Consider the following 16097-nt stretch of genomic DNA (forward strand, 5'->3'; position numbering starts at 1 on the left):
AGCACGCGAGGCCGCCAGATGACTGCTCAGATCGAAGCCTTCTTCGACACCGCCACCTTCACCTACAGCTACGTGGTCAGCGACCCGCAGACAGGCGCCTGCGCCGTGATCGACCCGGTGCTGGACTACGATCCGGCGGCCGGTCGCACCTCGCACGCAAGCGCCGACCGCCTGATCGGCTACATCCGCGAGCACGGGCTGAGCCTGCAGTGGCTGCTGGAGACGCATGTGCATGCCGACCACCTGAGTTCGGCGGCATATATCCGCGAGCAACTGGGCGGCCGCATCGCCATCGGCAATCACATCACCCAAGTGCAGGAAACCTTCGGCAAGTTGTTCAATGCCGGGGCCGATTTCTGCACGGACGGCCGCCAGTTCGATCACTTGTTCGACGACGGCGAGCGCTTTCAGATCGGCGAGATCGCCGCGCGCGCCATTCATACGCCTGGTCACACCCCCGCCTGCATGAGCTACCTGATCGGCGATGCCGTGTTCGTCGGCGATACGCTGTTCATGCCCGACTATGGCACGGCCCGCTGCGACTTCCCCGGCGGCGATGCTCGGACGCTCTATCGTTCGATCCAGCGTCTGTTCCAGCTGCCGGACTTCACCCGCGTATTCATGTGCCATGACTACAAGGCTCCGGGACGCGAGCAGTTTCTCTTCGAGACCACCATCGGCGAAGAGCGCCAGCGCAACGTGCACGTGCGTGATGGCATCAGCGAAGAAGCCTTCGTCGCCATGCGCAACGAGCGCGACGCCACGCTGGACATGCCCGCGCTGATCCTGCCATCGGTGCAGATCAACATGCGCGCCGGGCAGCTACCAGCGCCGGAAAGCAACGGCACGCGCTACTTGAAAATCCCTCTGGACGCACTCTAGGCCCGCACTGATCACCCATGGGAGTGTGTTCATGAACGTCAGAGCCAGCCGCCTGCTGCCCTGCCTGAGCTGGCTGCGCCACTACGACCGTCAGGCGGCGGGCAAGGACCTGACGGCCGCGCTGATCGTTACGCTGATGCTGATTCCGCAGAGCCTCGCCTATGCCTTGCTCGCCGGGTTGCCGCCGGTTTCCGGCCTCTACGCGAGCATTCTGCCGCTGCTGGCCTACACCCTGTTCGGCACCAGCCGTACGCTAGCCGTCGGCCCGGTGGCGGTGGTGTCGCTGATGACCGCTACCGCTATCGCCCCCTGGTATCCCGTCGGCAGCGCCGAATACATCGGTGCCGCACTGTTGCTGGCGGCACTGTCCGGCGCCTTCCTGCTGCTGATGGCGCTGCTGCGTCTGGGCTTTCTCGCCAGTTTTCTGAGCCACCCGGTGATCTCCGGCTTCATCAGCGCATCAGCCCTGCTGATCGCGCTGGGTCAGCTCAAGCACCTGCTCGGCGTCTCGCTGCAGAGCGATAACGCGCCGGCGCTGCTCGCCGAACTGGTGACGGCATTGCCGCAGGCGCACGCGCCCACCCTGGCCATCGGCGGCACCACGCTGCTGTTCCTGTTCCTGGCCCGCACGCGGGCCGGGCGCCTACTGCAAGCGCTTGGTCTGCGAGCAGGGCTGGCTGCGACCCTGACGCGCATCGCCCCGGTATTCGCGCTACTGGTTGCCATCGCGGTCGTTACCCTGCTGGATCTGGACGAAAGAGGGGTAAAGGTCGTCGGCGCAATCCCCCAGGGCTTGCCGACGTTCACCCTGCCGCCGCTGGATCTGCAGCTGGCCGAGGCACTGCTCCCGGCGGCCGTGCTGATCAGCCTGATCGGCTTCGTCGAGTCGGTATCGGTCGCGCAGACGCTGGCTGCCAAACGCCGCGAGCGCATCGAGCCGAACCAGGAGCTGATCGCGCTGGGGAGCGCCAACTTCGCCGCCGCATTGAGCGGCGGCTTTCCGGTGACCGGCGGATTCGCCCGCTCGGTAGTCAACTTCGATGCCGGAGCTCAGACGCCGCTAGCCGGCGCCCTCACGGCCATCGGCATTGGCATCGCCGTACTGTTCTTCACGCCCCTGTTTCGCAACCTGCCACACGCCGTGCTGGCCGCGACGATCATCGTGGCGGTGCTCAGCCTGGTCGACCTGACGGCATTGAAACGAACCTGGCAGTACTCCCGTCAGGATGCCAGCGCGATGATCGCCACCATGCTCGGCGTACTGGTGATCGGCGTCGAGGTGGGCATAGTGCTCGGCGTCGGGCTCTCACTGCTGCTGTTCCTCTGGCGCACCAGCCAGCCTCATATGGCGGTGGTCGGCCTGCTGCCGGGCACCGAACACTTTCGCAACGTCGAGCGCTTCCCGGTCAGACAGAGCCCAACGGTCCTGAGCCTGCGCGTCGACGAGAGCCTGTATTTCCCCAATGCCCGCTATCTCGAAGATCGTGTCGCCGCGTTGATCGAGGCGCGACCGGGCACACGGCATCTGGTGCTGATGTGCCCTGGGGTGAACCTGATCGACGCCAGCGCGCTGGAGAGCCTCGAAGCCATCGCCCAGCGCCTGCACGCTGCCGGCGTGCAGCTGCACCTTTCGGAGGTCAAGGGACCGGTGATGGATCGCCTGCGTCAGGCGCCGTTCCTGCACCATTTCGGTGGCCAGGTCTTCATCAGCCAGTACGAAGCGCTGAAAGCACTCGATCCCGCTTTCATCACCTCCGTGCATACCGCCACCGGCGAGCGAACCGCCGGAATAGCTCAACGAGGAGTCAACGATGCGCACAGCTCATGATCTGGTCGAATTGGCCAGGCCGCAGATCCACGAGGTACAGCTCAGCGAGGCACAAGCAACGATCAATGCCGCCGACGTGCTGATCGATGTCCGCGAGCCGGACGAGTACGCCAACGGCCATATCCCCGGCGCCATCAACATTCCGCGCGGCGTCCTTGAGTTCAAGCTCACGGCGACGCCGGAGCTGGCCGCACGCGACCTCCAGTTGTTCATCTATTGCAAGACCAGCGGCCGCGCTGCGCTTGCGGCGCTGTCGCTCAAGGAGATGGGCTATCTGAAGGTCAGTTCGCTCGCAGGCGGCTTCGATGCCTGGTCGGCCGCCGAAATGCCGATTGCCAAACCGGCCAGCATCGATTTCGATTGAGCGCTCAGACCACCGTAACGGAGCGATCATGAAGTCCACGCTAATCCTCGGCGCGCTCGCCATGCTGGCCGCCTCGCCCAGCTATGCCGAGCAACTGGAAGTCGTCCTCAAAGGCGTTCAGCACGACAAGGGGCAGCTGCGCGTCGGGCTGTATGCCGAACCGAAGACCTTCCGCAAGGAGCGCCTGGCGTTCGCCACGCAGCAGGCTGCGGCCAAGCAGGGTGAGGTCAGCGTCGTGTTCGACGATGTACCCCCTGGGCGTTACGCCATCATGGCGTATCACGACGAGAATTCGAATGGAGAGCTGGACAGGCGCTTCGGGATGTTTCCCACCGAGGGCTATGCCCTTTCGAACAACCCGAAAGTCATGGGGCCGCCAGCCTTCGACGACAGCGCCTTCGACGTCGGCAAGCAGCCGGCTCGCCTCGAGCTACAGATGCGTTATTGAGCCATGCAGGCTGCCGGCGGGATGGCCGGCAGCCCTAGCGGTCAGGCCTTGCGCCCGCAGGTATTGATGCCAAGCAGCGAATAGGCCGGGCAGACTCGGAACACGCCGGTGGCCAGCGGCAGCAGGCCGATCCAGCCCCAGGCACCGATGACGCCCGTCAAGGCAAGCACGATCAGCACCAGGCCGATAACGATCCGCGCGGCACGATCGATGGTTCCCACGTTGGTTTTCATGATGACCTCCCGAGGTCAGTGATTGCGCCGGTGCTCCAGCGCAGAGAACAGCGCCATGCCAGCCAGCATGGCTGCGACGAACAGCACGACCTGCCAGTAGCCGGTCAGCAACAGGACCAGGGCTGGCCCCGGGCAAATGCCGGCTAGCCCCCAGCCCACACCGAACAACAGGCTGCCACCGATTAGCCGGCCATCCAGCTCACGCTTGCTCGGCAAGGCCATCGGAGCCCCCAGCAGGCTGCGCGATCGGCGCTTGGCCCAGGCAAAGGGGACTATCGCCATGCCGATAGCGCCGAGCATGACCAGCGCGAGCGACGGGTCCCAGCGCCCGGCCAGATCGAGAAATCCCACGACCTTGGCCGGATCCGCCATGCCGGACAGCAGCAGCCCGAAGCCGAAAATCAGCCCGGCAGCGAATGCCATGAGTCTGCGCATGCTCAGCCTCCGAAAAGATGACGTAGAACAAAGACGGTGACGAATCCGGCCAGCATGAAGGCGAGTGTGGCCACGATCGAGCGCGGCGACAGGCGGGAGATGCCGCAAACCCCGTGGCCACTCGTGCAGCCAGAGCCGAAGCGCGTGCCCACGCCGACCAGCAGTCCGGCAATCAGAGTCCCCAGCCAGCCGACCTGAAATTCCGGCGCTGGCTGTTGCGCAAAAAGCCCCCAGATCAGCGGAGCCACGAGCAAGCCGAGCAAGAACAGCGCCTTTTCCTCGCGTCCTTCCGTCTGCCGCTCCAGCAGCCCACCCAGCAACCCACTGATACCGGCGATACGTCCGTTGAACAGCACGAAGATAGCCGCCGCCAGGCCGATCAGTAGACCGCCCGACAAGGCCGTCACCGGCGTGAAGCCCGCCCAATCAAGTGTCATGACTCTTTGCCCTCGCAGAACTGTTGATAGAGCGTTTCGATGACAGCCAGCGCCGGCGCGCTGCTGATCCGGTAATAGATCTGCTTGCCCTCGCGCCGCGTGGCAACGAGTTTTTCCCGGCGCAGCACACCGAGCTGCTGCGACAACGTGGGCTGCTGAATGCCGAGCAAGGCTTCGAGTTCGCTCACGTTGCGCTCGCCCTGGCAGAGCTGACACAGCAGCAGCAAGCGATCGGGGTTGGCTAGCGCCTTGAGCAGTTGGCCGGCCATCGCCGCATTGGCCCGCAGCTGTGCCATGTCGAGACTCGGCGAAGAATGGTCACTCATACATTCACCATAAATAATATATTTATTTATATATCGATAGACGCGACGCGTGTCAACTTGGCCGTAGCCACAGCTCGACACTGCCGCTAGGATGCGCGAACGCCGACGATCGCCAGGCGACCTGGCGCCTGCTCTTCCGCCACCCTGACAAGGTATATCCAGATGAACGACCAGCCTTCCAAGCTACCCGAGCAACAACAGGCGATGCTCAAGCGCCTAGCCAGGGTCGAAGGCCAGATTCGCGGCATTCAGGCGATGATCCGACGTGGAGAGGACTGCGAAGCGATCGCACAGCAGTTCTCTGCCGCTCGAAGCGCGCTGGACAAGAGTTATCGGCTGATGCTGACCTGCCTGCTGGAAGAGGCGCTGACCGACGGCAGCCAGGCGACCGGCGAAGCCCTGGAGCGGGTACGCACCATTTTCACCAAGTACACCTGAACGAACCGAGGCCCTCACGGCGAGCGCCTCTGGCAGAAACGAAAAAAGCGACCGTCTGGTCGCTTTTTTCTTGCCCTCATCAACTGCGAAGGCCATGTTTGGAGCGGGAAACGAGACTCGAACTCGCGACCCCGACCTTGGCAAGGTCGTGCTCTACCAACTGAGCTATTCCCGCAGAACTTGGCGTCCCCTAGGGGACTCGAACCCCTGTTACCGCCGTGAAAGGGCGGTGTCCTAGGCCACTAGACGAAGGGGACATTGCCCGGAACCTCTTGTTTTACAAGGGATTCCTCTAACCTGCCGCTTCCGCTTCGCGGTAATCGCTGCAAGTGGCGCGCATTCTATGGACGCCTCCCAGGACCGTCAACCCTCATGAGAAATTTTTTTTGCCCGTTCTTCTCCAGGCGGTGTGGAGGTATCAGCTTGCCATCTCAGCCTATACACTCGAACGCAAAAAACGGCCCGAGAAGGAGCCACGCATGTCCCCAGTCTTGATTGCAGCTTTGGTCATTGGCGGCGTCCTGCTTCTGATCGCCATCGGCTATATCAACCAGGTCGTCGAGCGTCACAAGCTGGAGAAGGCGAGGCTCAAAGCCGAACTGAACGATCGTCGTCGGCGCTGCCAACAGCTATCCGACAGCTTCCCTGGCCAGCTGATGACGCCAGCCCTCAAGCAACTCCTGACGCGCCTCGAGCTGGACGCCGGTGAAAAGCTGTTGCCACTGGACAAGACCGACGACGCCCTGCAGAGCAGGCTGCAAACCCTGCGCGCCGAGCGGGAAAAAGGCGAATCGGTCGAAGTGCGCAATGCGCCCTGCCAGATCGTTACCGAGGCGCAGGCCAAGGAAGTTCGCTTCATGCTCGAGGACCTGCACGCTCAGGTCGTCCGAGGCGCCAAGGATGGCGTCCTGAAGCAGGACGAAGCCAAGCAGTGGCTGCGCGAAATCCAACGCCTGCTGGTCAGGCTGCACATCGACTACTTCAACAACCTGGGCAAGCAGGCGCTGCAGCAGAACCTGCCGCAGCGCGCGCGGCTGGCCTTTGAACGCGCGGTCAACTACATCCGCAAGCAGCCCAAGCCTGTCGAATACCAGAGCCAGCTGCGCCAGCTGGAGGCCGCCCTGGCACATGCCGAGGCGCTGGTACTGCGCCAGGGCACGCCACAGCCCACCGAGCCAAGCATCCTCGCCGAAGGCATGAAGAGCTTTGACGACGATGATCTCTGGAAGAAGAACAATGTCTATTAAGCCTCGTGCCTGACGATAACAAAGAGGGAGAACATCATGTCACTGACGCTCTTCGGTGCGCCGCTTTCACCTTTCGTGCGCAAAGCCCGCCTCTGCCTTCAGGAGAAGGGCCTGGACTACACGCTTGAAGTGGTCATGCCCTTCACACCACCGGAGTGGTACCTGGCGCTCAACCCGCTGGGACGCATTCCCGCTCTCAAGGATGGCGACCTCAGCCTCGCCGACTCCAGCGTCATCTGCCAGTACATCGAAGAAGCCTATCCGCAGACCACTCCTCTTTATGGTGCCAGCGCGGCTGATCGGGCCCGTGTGCGCTGGCTGGAAAAGTACGCCGACTACGAGTTGGCGCCCCTGTGCACCTTCACCGTCTTCCGCAACCGCATTCTCAAGCCCAGCGCGGGGCAGGCCTGTAATGAGCAGGCGGTACAGGAGACGCTGCACGACAAGTTGCCGCGCCATTTCGATTACCTGGAACAGCAGCTCGGGGCGGGGCCGTATTTCCTCGACGAGCTATCGATGGCCGACATCGCAGTCGCCTGCCAGCTGGTCAATATGGAGCACGGCGGCGAGCAACTCGATGCCTCACGCTGGCCGCGGCTGGCCGCGCACTATGCACGCATGAAGGCGACCGAGTCCCTGGCAAGCGTGTTGCCGGGCGAACAGCGGATGAATACCAAGCTCATCGAGATGGGCAAAGCCGCCAAAGCCTGAAACCGCATCGGTATCGCCCACCTCAGCGGGCGGTACCGAGCAGCTGCCTACCGACCCACTGGCGCGCGAACTGATAGGCACAACGTCCGTTGCGGTTGCCTCGCCCGGTCGCCCAGCGAACCGCCTCCTTCTCCAGTTCGTCGTCCCACGCCCAGCGCAGCGAAGCCTCGCCTGCCAGCGCACCGACCCAGTGGCGCACGACGTCCAGATAGTGCGGCTGACTGAATGGGTAGAACGACAGCCAGAGACCAAATCGATCCGACAGGGCAATCTTGTCCTCGACGGCCTCGTTGGGGTGCAGTTCGCCGTCGACCATCTGCCAGTTCTCGTTATCGCTCTGTCGCTCGGGCACCAGGTGGCGACGGTTGGAGGTGGCATACAGCAACACGTTTTCAGGCGCCCGCTCCAGAGAGCCATCGAGCACGCTCTTGAGCACTCGATAGTCGCCCTCCCCCGACTCGAACGAGAGATCGTCGCAGAACAGCACGAAAGAAAACGCCTGCCCCGAGAGCGCTTCGACCACGCGCGGCAGATCGGCGAGATGATCCCGTTCGATCTCCACCAGCCGCAGCCCGTCCTCGGCATGCCTGGCCAGCAACGCACGAACCAGCGACGATTTGCCGGTGCCGCGTGCGCCCCACAGCAACGCATGGTTGGCCGGCATGCCGGCGATGAATTGGCGTGTATTGGCTTCGAGCAAATCACGCTGCCGGTCTACCCCGATCAGGTCATCCAGCGAAAGATCGAGACTGACTTTCAGCGGCGCAAGAAAGCCGCTAGCCCCATTGCGCTGCCAGCGCGCGGCCAAGGTCTGCGACCAGTCGATCTCCGGGCAAGGCTCGGGCAGCAGGGGTTCGACACGCGCCAGCACCGCTTCAGCGCGCCGCAGAAAAGCGCTCAACTCGGCATCCATTCGATACCACTCCGATCATGAGATTGAGGGCCCGCGTTGATGCGGGCTAAAGATACTGTTCGATCACAGCGCCCAGCGTCTCCGGCGGGGTTCGCGAGGAATAGCGCCGCACCGTGCGCCCCCCGTCAGCCACCAGAAACTTGGTGAAGTTCCACTTGATCGCCTTGCTTCCCAACAGGCCGGGCGCCCGCTTCTTCAACTCGACGAACAGCGGATGAGCCTCACCGCCGTTGACCTCCACCTTGGCGAACAGCGGGAAGCTGACGCCGAAACGGCGCTCGCAGAATGCGGCGATTTCGGACTCGCTGTCCGGCTCCTGGCCGCCGAATTGGTCGCAGGGAAAGCCAAGCACCACCAGACCGCGGTCACGATAGGTGCGCCAGAGCTGCTCGAGACCTTTGTACTGCGGAGTAAAGCCGCACTGGCTGGCGGTATTGACGATCAGCAACACCTTGGCCGGGTAGTCCGCCAGCGTGCGGAGCTGCCCATCGATGGTGGTGCAAGGCAGGTCGAAAAGCGCGTCGTGCATACGTTGCCCTGAGGGTTCAGGCCTCGCGTGGCTGAAGTTCGAGCGAAGCGGAATTGATGCAGTAGCGCAGCCCTGTCGGCGGCGGCCCATCGGGAAAAACGTGCCCCAGGTGCGCCTCGCAACGGGCGCAGCGCACCTCGATGCGATGCATGCCATGGCTGAAATCATCCAGCTCGGTAATGGCCGCCTCGTTGATGGGCGCCGAATAGCTCGGCCAGCCACAGCCGGAATCGAACTTGCTGGACGAATCGAACAGCGGCTCGCCGCAGCAGACGCATTTATAGGTCCCCGGTGTCTTGGTGTCGTTGTAACGCCCCGTGAAGGGACGCTCGGTGGCGCCGAGTCGGCAGATGCGGAACTGCTCGTCGGATAGCTCCGCGCGCCAGGCTTCGAGCGGCTTGTCCAGCTTGTCCATCGATACACCTCGTCTGTGGAAAAAAGCCCGATCTGTACCTTTTCCGCCCATCGGGCCGCACGTATGATGCGTTCCTTCTTCGACGCCTAGTCTGGCAGCGGGGTTTCTCGCTGCCAAGGCGCCCGGGTTCAACCAGCGCAGCCTAGCTCGGGACGGGTGCGCTTCACTTCGGGACACTCTGGAATCATGCAGGTCAGCAAATCGAACAAGCTTGCCAATGTCTGCTACGACATTCGCGGGCCGGTGCTCAAGCACGCCAAACGCCTGGAAGAGGAAGGCCATCGTATCCTCAAGCTGAACATCGGCAACCCGGCACCCTTCGGTTTCGAGGCCCCGGAGGAAATCCTCCAGGACGTCATCCGCAACCTGCCGACCGCCCAGGGCTACAGCGACTCGAAAGGTCTGTTCAGCGCCCGCAAGGCGATCATGCAGTACTACCAGCAGAAGCAGGTCGAAGGCATCGGCATCGAGGACATCTACCTGGGCAACGGCGTGTCCGAGCTCATCGTGATGTCCATGCAAGCGTTGCTGAACAACGGCGATGAGGTGCTCATCCCGGCGCCGGACTACCCGCTGTGGACCGCAGCCGTGAGCCTGGCCGGCGGCAAGCCGGTGCACTATCTGTGCGACGAGCAGGCCAACTGGTGGCCGGACCTTCAGGACATGAAGGCCAAGATCACCCCCAACACCAAGGCTCTGGTGCTGATCAACCCGAACAATCCGACCGGCGCGGTCTACCCGAAGGAAGTGCTCGAGGGCATGGTGGAGCTGGCCCGCCAGCATCGCCTGGTGATCTTTTCGGACGAAATCTACGACAAGATCCTGTATGACGATGCGGTACACATCTCGACCGCCTCGCTGGCGCCGGACGTGCTCTGCCTGACCTTCAACGGGTTGTCCAAGTCCTATCGCGTCGCCGGATTCCGCTCCGGCTGGGTCGCGATTTCCGGGCCGAAACAGAGGGCACAGAGCTACATCGAAGGCCTCGATATCCTGGCCAACATGCGGCTGTGCGCCAACGTTCCTTCGCAGCACGCGATCCAGACCGCGCTGGGCGGCTACCAGAGCATCAACGACCTGGTGCTGCCTCCGGGCCGCCTGCTCGAGCAGCGCAACCGCACCTGGGAGTTGCTCAACGACATCCCCGGCATCAGCTGTGTGAAGCCGATGGGTGCGTTGTATGCCTTTCCGCGCATCGACCCGAAAATCTGCCCGATTCACAACGACGAAAAATTCGTGCTCGATCTGTTGCTCTCGGAAAAGCTCCTGATCGTCCAGGGCACCGCGTTCAACTGGCCCTGGCCGGATCACTTCCGCGTCGTCACGCTGCCGCGCGTCGATGACCTCGAGCAAGCGATCGGACGCATCGGCAACTTCCTCAGGACCTATCAGCAGTAGGCACGATGGACCTGCACATCGACGACTTCTACCGAGACGCCGCGGCCGGCCTGCTCATGCTGTATCAGGCCTTTCCGCGCAAGACGGCGCTCTATGTCGAAGATCTGATCGGCCGCGAAGAACCGGATGAGTTCGGCCTGCCGAGCAAACGCCACCAGAGCTGCCTTGGCGCACTGCTCTGGCTGGCCGAAGAAGGCTATCTGCGCTTCGAGACGACCATTCGTTTCGAGGCGCTGGATCAGGCCGTCCTCAGCGAAAAGGGTTTCCTGCGACTGAGCGCTGCGGCGCCCGACGCCGACAAGCAGCTCGCTGCCCTGCCCGCCGCGATCCGTCGCATCCGCGGCAATCTGGCCAACCAGCTACGCGAGGCCCTGGCCCGTGGCGACAGCGAACGGATAGCGCAGCTCTCGCATCAGCTGCTGCACGGCACCGCGGCATCATCATCGCGCCGGCCAAGCGACATAGCTTGAAATAGTCGCTCGGTTGAATAGCCCGGGACCGGGCCTTATATAGCCTATCGTTCTCTCTATCCGCTGGAGTCAGCCGCAACATGATGCGCATTTTCCTGTTCCTGGCCACCAACCTTGCGGTGCTGCTGATCGCCAGCATCACCCTGAAGGTCCTGGGGGTCGATCGCTACACTGGCCAGAATTACGGCAGCCTGTTGGTGTTCTGTGCGGTATTCGGCTTCGCCGGCTCGCTCGTGTCGCTGTTCCTGTCCAAGTGGATGGCGAAGATGAGCACTCGCACCGAGATCATCAGCCAGCCGCGCACGCGTCACGAGCAATGGCTGCTGCAGACGGTCGAACAACTGTCGCGCGAGGCAGGAATCAAGATGCCGGAAGTCGGTATCTTCCCGGCGTACGAAGCCAACGCTTTCGCCACCGGCTGGAATCGCAACGATGCGCTGGTTGCCGTGAGCCAGGGTCTGCTAGAGCGCTTCTCCCCGGACGAGGTCCGCGCCGTGCTGGCGCACGAGATCGGCCACGTGGCCAATGGCGACATGGTCACCCTTGCCCTCATCCAGGGCGTGGTGAACACCTTTGTCATGTTCTTCGCGCGCATCTTCGGCAACTTCGTCGACAAGGCCATCCTCAAGAACGAGGAAGGTCAGGGGATCGGTTATTTCGTCGCGACCATCTTCGCCGAACTGGTCCTGGGCATTCTCGCCAGCATCATCGTCATGTGGTTCTCGCGCAAGCGCGAGTACCGTGCCGACGAAGCGGGCGCCGACCTGGCCGGCACTCAGGCGATGATCGGTGCCCTGCGCCGCCTGCAGGTAGAACAAGGCGTGCCGGTGCAGATGCCGGACAGCCTGAAGGCATTCGGCATCAACGGCGCCCTCAAACACGGCCTGGCCGGCCTGTTCATGACCCACCCATCGCTGGACGACCGCATCGAGGCGCTACGCCAGCGCGGGTAAGCCTTGCAGAGCGGAAAAGGGCGACGCAAGTCGCCCTTTTCTTTTGTCTATAGCGCACCTGTCAGATAAGGAACCTGCCCATGCGCCGCTTGCTGATCACCTGCCTCGCCCTGCTCACCCTGGGCGGCTGCCAGAACGCCTATTACGCGGCGATGGAAAAGGTCGGCATCCACAAGCGCGACATCCTCGTCGATCGCGTCGAAGATGCGCGTGACTCGCAACTCGAAGCCAAGCAGCAATTCAAGGATGCGCTCGAACAATATCGCAGCGTGGTCACCGTCAAGGGCGGCGAACTGGAGCAACGCTACGACGCCCTGAGCCGCGAATACGAAGCCAGCGCAGCCAGTGCACGAGAAGTGCGCGAGCGAATCACCGCAGTGGAAGATGTCGCTCAGGCGCTGTTCGACGAGTGGGCTGACGAGATCGAGCAATATTCCGATCGTAACCTGAAGCAAGCCAGTGCACGCCAGTTGAGCCGCACACGGGCCGAGTATCGCACTCTGATCGAACGCATGAAGGCCGCCGAGAAGCGCATCGACCCTGTACTCAATGTGCTGCACGACCAGGTGCTTTACCTCAAGCACAACCTGAACGCGCGCGCCATCGGTGCCTTGCATGGGGAATACCGCAACCTGCAGAGCAACGTCGACCGACTGCTGCAGGACATGCAGCGTTCGATCGATGAGGCCGACGGTTTCGTCAAACGGTTGCAGTCGTCCCGTTCGCCCAGCTGAGCCATTCGACCGATTCAGCGGCGGCGCATGCGATAGACGCACTCCTCCAGTCGGCTGAGGCCCCGCTGGAGAAACTTCCAGTTCTGCTGCAGCACGTCGTGCCTGGCGAGCAATTCGAGCTCCCAGCATCCTGCGTAAAGCTGCACAACTTCCTGCTGGGGTACCGAGAATGGCGGACCGCTCATCTCGGCCTGATCGTATTCGACGGTCACCAGCAACAACTCGGCCCCCGTAGGCATCAGCGAAGTGAGGTGGTCAACGTATCGCTGCCGGAGCGCCAGTGGCAGCGCGATGAGCGCCGCTCGATCATAGATCGCAACGCAACCTTCGAGCTCCGCGGCGCCCAAGGCGAACACATCACCGCAGAGTATTTCCAGCCGGCCGGCGACGAAGCGCTGGAAAGCCCCGCGCCGCTCCACCTGCGGCACCAGCCGTTGCTCGTCAAAAAACGCACGCACGGCCTTTTCGCTCAGCTCGACGCCCACCACGGTGAAGCCCTGCTCCACCAGCCAGGCCATGTCCAGCGACTTGCCACACAACGGAACCAGCACGCGAGCACCATTCGGCAGCGCAAGCGACGACCAGTGCCGCAGCAGATAGGGATTGACTTCGCCCAGGTGGAAACCGATTTCGTTACGCGCCCAGCGCTCGTGCCAGAAAGCCTCGTTCACAGCCGCCTCTCCAGTGAATGACTGACGCAGCCTACACCGGCCCAGCGTTGAATTCAGCCGAACAGCGAGCCGTCGATATCAAGCCCGGCCTCGCGCATCTGTGCGAGCTTGTAGCGCAGCGTCCGCGGACTGATGCCCAGGCGCTCGGCGGTTTCCTTGCGCCGGCCGCGTTCGGCACGCAGGGTGTCGAGAATGAGCCGATATTCGCGGTGGCGCAGATCATCATTCAGTGCGCCGGATGGCTCGTCAGTCTCGCCCCCCACGGCAGGCATGGCAGGCCTGCCGTGCGCCTCTCCCGGCCGGTCGATAAACAGATCCGCCGCCTCGATCACGCCGCCCTGCTGCAAGATCAGCGCACGCTGAATGGCATTGTCCAGTTCCCGCACGTTGCCGGGCCAGGCGTGCTCGAGCAGGCTGCGCCGCGCCTGCTCGGATAAACGCGCCGGCCCCAGGCCCTGACGCTGCGCGTGCCTGGCCAGCAAGCGCTCGGCCAGGGGCAGAATATCCGCGGGCCGCTCTCGCAGCGGGGCCCAGCGCAGGGGAAATACCGACAGCCGGTAATAGAGGTCCTCGCGAAAGCGCCCAGCGGCCACTTCGCCCTGAATGTCCCGGTTGGTCGTGGCCAGCACGCGGATATCCAAGGTAATCGGCCTCCGACCACCGACCCGCTCCACCTCGCGCTCCTGCAGAACACGTAGAAGCTTCGCCTGTAGCGCGAGCGGCATCTCGGAAATCTCGTCCAGCAACAAGGTGCCACCGTTGGCCTGTTCGAACTTGCCAGGCTGAGAATGCAAGGCGCCCGTGAAGGCGCCCTTTTCGTGCCCGAACAAGGTGGCCTCGAGCATCGAATCCGGAATCGCGGCACAGTTGATCGCCACGAACGGCTGCTCAGCGCGCGCCGAGCAGACGTGGATATAGCGCGCCAGCACTTCCTTGCCGGTTCCGGACTCGCCGGAGATCAACACGGTGGAATCGCTGCGTGCCACGCGGGCGGCCAAAGCCAGCAACTGCCGACTGGCAGGCTCGCAGGCGATAGGGCCCGAGTCCTGTGCCGGCCGACACGCCGTATCGAGGTAGCGCGCCAGCAGATCGAGCAGCCTGGAGGGTTCGAAGGGTTTGACCAGGTAGTCCAACGCCCCTTCGCGCATCGCGTCGACCGCCCTCTCCACCTGGGCGAAGGCGGTCATCAGCACCATCGGCACGCCGGGATGCCGCTCGCGCAAAGTACGCAACAGTCCGTGGCCGTCCATTCCCGGCATGTTCACGTCGCTGATCACCAGGGCAAAGTGTTCCGACCGCAGCGCCGCCAGTGCCTCCTCGGCGTTCGCGACTGCGGTGTACGCGTAGCCGGCCAGCTCGAGCGTGTCGCCCAGCGCCTCGCGCAATGCGGGATCGTCTTCGACCAGCAACAACCGATCATCAGCGGTCATCGGCAAGCTCCTGCACCGCTATCAGCGGCAGGGATAACCGCACGCAGGTCCCGCGCCCGAGCCGTGAGCGCACCTGAAGTTCGCCGTGATGCGCACGTGCGACAGCCATGGCGACAGCCAGACCAAGCCCGGTCCCGCTCGCCTTGGTGGTAAAGAACGGTTCGCCCAGACGGGCCAGCACGGCGGGCGCGATGCCCATCCCGTTGTCGCTCACACACAGGCGCACGACACTTCGGCGACGGTAGACATGCACTTTCAATCGCGCCGGCTCGCCGGCCGCCTGCCTGGCATTGTCCAGCAAGTTGCACAGGGCACCGACAAGGGTGTCTCGATTGCACAACAGCTCGCCCGCCGCGACGTCGCACTGCCAGCGCACCTCGATGCCCTGGAGCAAAGGCTCGGCCGCTGAACGCAGTGCGGCGAGCAATGCTGTGGGGGTCAGCCGGTCAGTCAGCGGCAGGTCGCCACGGGCAAAGACCAGCATGTCGCGCACCTGCCGCTCCATGTCTTCGAGACGGGCCTTCAGTCGGCCGGCGAAACGGCTTTGCTGGTCGGGGTTCAGCGCGCCCTGCTGCAGGTGGCTGGCATAGATGAGTGCGGCCGACAGAGGCGTCCGCACCTGATGGGCGAGCGAAGCGACCATGCGCCCCAGCGACGAGAGGCGCTGGTGCCGAGCAAGCTGCTCCTGCAGCCGGCGGGTTTCCGTGAGGTCGGTCAGCAGCACCAGCTGCCCTGGCTCGCTCTCCAGCGAGCGCGTGGCAATGGCAACACGCCGTCCGTCGCGCAGCGATACCTCATGGCCATCGTCGCCGCGAGGGGCGAAGCGCTGGGCGATAACGTCACGCCAGAGGCGGCCGAGCAGATCGGCACCCAACAGGTCCAGCGCAGCCGGATTGGCCTCGTCGACAATGCCGCGTCCGTCGATCACCACTACCCCACCGGGCAACAGATCCAAAAGGCTCTGGTGCCTTCGCACAAGGCTTTCTTTCTCGGCGATCTCCTGCTGGCGCAGCAAGCTGGCAGCCTCGAGCTGGCCGGTCAGCTCAGCGACACGCGCTTCGACTTGGCCATAGGAGACATCCAGCTGCCTGGCCAGGCGCGCCAGATCGTCAAGCGCCCGCTCTTTCGGCGTGGCAACGGGTGGACTGGTTGTGGCGTGGTGGGCGGTTGTACTCACGGCTCCGCTCGACTCCGTCAAGGATTGGACGTCTGCGGAGCCGGAGCAATGTTCGTGC

Annotated in this window: 21 protein-coding genes and 2 tRNA genes; 11 read left to right on the top strand and 12 right to left on the bottom strand. The window is 63.5% G+C overall.

All coding sequences use genetic code 11. The annotated features are described in order from the left end of the window. Nucleotides 1-18 precede the first annotated feature (18 nt). From CL52_RS11970 to CL52_RS11985, 4 genes are read left to right on the top strand one after another with little or no spacing between them, the layout of a single operon-like run. On the top strand, nucleotides 19-882 hold the full coding sequence (locus CL52_RS11970) for an MBL fold metallo-hydrolase (protein ID WP_041105751.1): 864 nt from the start codon (nucleotides 19-21) through the stop codon (nucleotides 880-882). Between the two features lie 31 nt (nucleotides 883-913). Further along, complete coding sequence (locus tag CL52_RS11975; RefSeq protein WP_082041987.1) at nucleotides 914-2710, top strand: SulP family inorganic anion transporter; 1797 nt, start codon at nucleotides 914-916, stop codon at nucleotides 2708-2710. Continuing rightward, on the top strand, nucleotides 2694-3074 hold the full coding sequence (locus CL52_RS11980) for a rhodanese-like domain-containing protein (protein WP_043220853.1): 381 nt from the start codon (nucleotides 2694-2696) through the stop codon (nucleotides 3072-3074). Before CL52_RS11975 ends, CL52_RS11980 begins: the two co-directional genes overlap by 17 nt. A gap of 28 nt (nucleotides 3075-3102) precedes the next feature. Then, complete coding sequence (locus CL52_RS11985; protein WP_041105754.1) at nucleotides 3103-3522, top strand: DUF2141 domain-containing protein; 420 nt, start codon at nucleotides 3103-3105, stop codon at nucleotides 3520-3522. Between the two features lie 41 nt (nucleotides 3523-3563). On the opposite strand, the gene CL52_RS11990 is transcribed toward CL52_RS11985, so the two are convergent. Genes CL52_RS11990 through CL52_RS12005 form a run of 4 tightly spaced genes read right to left on the bottom strand, consistent with a single transcriptional unit; the run spans nucleotide 3564 to nucleotide 4953 of the window. Beyond that, nucleotides 3564-3755: a YgaP family membrane protein gene (locus CL52_RS11990; RefSeq protein WP_043220857.1), complete on the bottom strand. Its 192-nt coding sequence runs from the start codon at nucleotides 3753-3755 to the stop codon at nucleotides 3564-3566. Between the two features lie 15 nt (nucleotides 3756-3770). Next, on the bottom strand, nucleotides 3771-4190 hold the full coding sequence (locus CL52_RS11995; RefSeq protein ID WP_043220859.1) for a YeeE/YedE family protein: 420 nt from the start codon (nucleotides 4188-4190) through the stop codon (nucleotides 3771-3773). 2 nt (nucleotides 4191-4192) lie between these two features. Continuing rightward, complete coding sequence (locus CL52_RS12000) at nucleotides 4193-4627, bottom strand: YeeE/YedE family protein (RefSeq protein ID WP_041105760.1); 435 nt, start codon at nucleotides 4625-4627, stop codon at nucleotides 4193-4195. Next, nucleotides 4624-4953, bottom strand: coding sequence for an ArsR/SmtB family transcription factor (locus tag CL52_RS12005; protein ID WP_043220862.1), 330 nt, complete (start codon nucleotides 4951-4953; stop codon nucleotides 4624-4626). The genes CL52_RS12000 and CL52_RS12005 overlap by 4 nt, the downstream gene beginning before the upstream one ends. Nucleotides 4954-5115: 162 nt before the next feature. Between CL52_RS12005 and CL52_RS12010 the strand changes: the two genes are divergently transcribed. Continuing rightward, complete coding sequence (locus CL52_RS12010; RefSeq protein WP_041105764.1) at nucleotides 5116-5391, top strand: metal-sensing transcriptional repressor; 276 nt, start codon at nucleotides 5116-5118, stop codon at nucleotides 5389-5391. 99 nt (nucleotides 5392-5490) lie between these two features. Here CL52_RS12010 and CL52_RS12015 read toward each other — a convergent pair. Both CL52_RS12015 and CL52_RS12020 read right to left on the bottom strand, forming a co-directional pair. Beyond that, nucleotides 5491-5566 (bottom strand) — tRNA-Gly (locus CL52_RS12015). 6 nt (nucleotides 5567-5572) lie between these two features. Continuing rightward, nucleotides 5573-5648 (bottom strand) — tRNA-Glu (locus CL52_RS12020). Between the two features lie 222 nt (nucleotides 5649-5870). On the opposite strand from CL52_RS12020, the gene CL52_RS12025 reads away from it, so the two are divergent. Continuing rightward, nucleotides 5871-6638, top strand: coding sequence for a hypothetical protein (locus tag CL52_RS12025; protein ID WP_043220864.1), 768 nt, complete (start codon nucleotides 5871-5873; stop codon nucleotides 6636-6638). A 36-nt stretch (nucleotides 6639-6674) separates the two neighbouring features. Further along, nucleotides 6675-7349, top strand: coding sequence for a glutathione S-transferase family protein (locus tag CL52_RS12030; RefSeq protein ID WP_043220867.1), 675 nt, complete (start codon nucleotides 6675-6677; stop codon nucleotides 7347-7349). A gap of 22 nt (nucleotides 7350-7371) precedes the next feature. Here CL52_RS12030 and CL52_RS12035 read toward each other — a convergent pair whose 3' ends face one another. The 3 genes from CL52_RS12035 to msrB are packed head-to-tail and all read right to left on the bottom strand — an operon-like array spanning nucleotide 7372 to nucleotide 9206. Further along, on the bottom strand, nucleotides 7372-8262 hold the full coding sequence (locus CL52_RS12035; RefSeq protein WP_043220869.1) for an ATP-binding protein: 891 nt from the start codon (nucleotides 8260-8262) through the stop codon (nucleotides 7372-7374). 46 nt (nucleotides 8263-8308) lie between these two features. Further along, entirely contained in the window at nucleotides 8309-8791 is a 483-nt protein-coding gene (locus tag CL52_RS12040; RefSeq protein WP_043220873.1) for a glutathione peroxidase, read from the bottom strand. Nucleotides 8792-8807: 16 nt separating this feature from the next. Then, nucleotides 8808-9206 (bottom strand): peptide-methionine (R)-S-oxide reductase MsrB, encoded by a 399-nt coding sequence (gene msrB / locus CL52_RS12045; protein WP_043220877.1) that lies wholly within the window; start codon nucleotides 9204-9206, stop codon nucleotides 8808-8810. Between the two features lie 186 nt (nucleotides 9207-9392). Between msrB and CL52_RS12050 the strand changes: the two genes are divergently transcribed. The 4 genes from CL52_RS12050 (at nucleotide 9393) to CL52_RS12065 (ending at nucleotide 12761) form a co-directional block, all read left to right on the top strand. Continuing rightward, complete coding sequence (locus CL52_RS12050) at nucleotides 9393-10604, top strand: pyridoxal phosphate-dependent aminotransferase (protein WP_041106383.1); 1212 nt, start codon at nucleotides 9393-9395, stop codon at nucleotides 10602-10604. Nucleotides 10605-10609: 5 nt separating this feature from the next. After that, on the top strand, nucleotides 10610-11074 hold the full coding sequence (locus CL52_RS12055) for a hypothetical protein (protein WP_052264564.1): 465 nt from the start codon (nucleotides 10610-10612) through the stop codon (nucleotides 11072-11074). Between the two features lie 80 nt (nucleotides 11075-11154). Beyond that, nucleotides 11155-12027, top strand: a complete 873-nt coding sequence (gene htpX, locus CL52_RS12060; RefSeq protein ID WP_041106387.1) for a protease HtpX — start codon at nucleotides 11155-11157, stop codon at nucleotides 12025-12027. Nucleotides 12028-12107: 80 nt separating this feature from the next. Continuing rightward, nucleotides 12108-12761, top strand: a complete 654-nt coding sequence (locus tag CL52_RS12065; protein ID WP_043220883.1) for a DUF2959 domain-containing protein — start codon at nucleotides 12108-12110, stop codon at nucleotides 12759-12761. Nucleotides 12762-12775: 14 nt separating this feature from the next. On the opposite strand, the gene CL52_RS12070 is transcribed toward CL52_RS12065, so the two are convergent. Genes CL52_RS12070 through CL52_RS12080 form a run of 3 tightly spaced genes read right to left on the bottom strand, consistent with a single transcriptional unit; the run spans nucleotide 12776 to nucleotide 16060 of the window. Then, the gene (locus CL52_RS12070) at nucleotides 12776-13432 is read right to left on the bottom strand and encodes a thiopurine S-methyltransferase (RefSeq protein ID WP_043220886.1); all 657 of its coding nucleotides are present in this window, start codon (nucleotides 13430-13432) and stop codon (nucleotides 12776-12778) included. 53 nt (nucleotides 13433-13485) lie between these two features. Then, a complete protein-coding gene (locus CL52_RS12075; protein ID WP_043220888.1) occupies nucleotides 13486-14862 on the bottom strand; it encodes a sigma-54-dependent transcriptional regulator in 1377 nt (458 codons plus the stop codon). After that, on the bottom strand, nucleotides 14852-16060 hold the full coding sequence (locus CL52_RS12080) for a sensor histidine kinase (RefSeq protein WP_082041988.1): 1209 nt from the start codon (nucleotides 16058-16060) through the stop codon (nucleotides 14852-14854). Before CL52_RS12080 ends, CL52_RS12075 begins: the two co-directional genes overlap by 11 nt. Between the last annotated feature and the right edge of the window lie 37 nt (nucleotides 16061-16097).

The organism is Stutzerimonas balearica DSM 6083 (genome assembly GCF_000818015.1).
Classification (GTDB): Bacteria; Pseudomonadota; Gammaproteobacteria; order Pseudomonadales; family Pseudomonadaceae; genus Stutzerimonas; species Stutzerimonas balearica.

Coding starts and splice junctions, on each gene's coding strand:
- CL52_RS12005 (WP_043220862.1), bottom strand. CDS start 4,953: ATGAGTGACCATTCTTCGCCGAGTCTCGACATGGCACAGCTGCGGGCC.
- CL52_RS12065 (WP_043220883.1), top strand. CDS start 12,108: ATGCGCCGCTTGCTGATCACCTGCCTCGCCCTGCTCACCCTGGGCGGC.
- htpX (WP_041106387.1), top strand. CDS start 11,155: ATGATGCGCATTTTCCTGTTCCTGGCCACCAACCTTGCGGTGCTGCTG.
- CL52_RS11985 (WP_041105754.1), top strand. CDS start 3,103: ATGAAGTCCACGCTAATCCTCGGCGCGCTCGCCATGCTGGCCGCCTCG.
- CL52_RS12025 (WP_043220864.1), top strand. CDS start 5,871: ATGTCCCCAGTCTTGATTGCAGCTTTGGTCATTGGCGGCGTCCTGCTT.
- CL52_RS12030 (WP_043220867.1), top strand. CDS start 6,675: ATGTCACTGACGCTCTTCGGTGCGCCGCTTTCACCTTTCGTGCGCAAA.
- CL52_RS12075 (WP_043220888.1), bottom strand. CDS start 14,862: ATGACCGCTGATGATCGGTTGTTGCTGGTCGAAGACGATCCCGCATTG.
- CL52_RS12010 (WP_041105764.1), top strand. CDS start 5,116: ATGAACGACCAGCCTTCCAAGCTACCCGAGCAACAACAGGCGATGCTC.
- CL52_RS12035 (WP_043220869.1), bottom strand. CDS start 8,262: ATGGATGCCGAGTTGAGCGCTTTTCTGCGGCGCGCTGAAGCGGTGCTG.
- CL52_RS11995 (WP_043220859.1), bottom strand. CDS start 4,190: ATGCGCAGACTCATGGCATTCGCTGCCGGGCTGATTTTCGGCTTCGGG.
- CL52_RS12000 (WP_041105760.1), bottom strand. CDS start 4,627: ATGACACTTGATTGGGCGGGCTTCACGCCGGTGACGGCCTTGTCGGGC.
- CL52_RS11970 (WP_041105751.1), top strand. CDS start 19: ATGACTGCTCAGATCGAAGCCTTCTTCGACACCGCCACCTTCACCTAC.
- CL52_RS12040 (WP_043220873.1), bottom strand. CDS start 8,791: ATGCACGACGCGCTTTTCGACCTGCCTTGCACCACCATCGATGGGCAG.
- CL52_RS11990 (WP_043220857.1), bottom strand. CDS start 3,755: ATGAAAACCAACGTGGGAACCATCGATCGTGCCGCGCGGATCGTTATC.
- msrB (WP_043220877.1), bottom strand. CDS start 9,206: ATGGACAAGCTGGACAAGCCGCTCGAAGCCTGGCGCGCGGAGCTATCC.
- CL52_RS12055 (WP_052264564.1), top strand. CDS start 10,610: ATGGACCTGCACATCGACGACTTCTACCGAGACGCCGCGGCCGGCCTG.
- CL52_RS11975 (WP_082041987.1), top strand. CDS start 914: ATGAACGTCAGAGCCAGCCGCCTGCTGCCCTGCCTGAGCTGGCTGCGC.
- CL52_RS11980 (WP_043220853.1), top strand. CDS start 2,694: ATGCGCACAGCTCATGATCTGGTCGAATTGGCCAGGCCGCAGATCCAC.
- CL52_RS12050 (WP_041106383.1), top strand. CDS start 9,393: ATGCAGGTCAGCAAATCGAACAAGCTTGCCAATGTCTGCTACGACATT.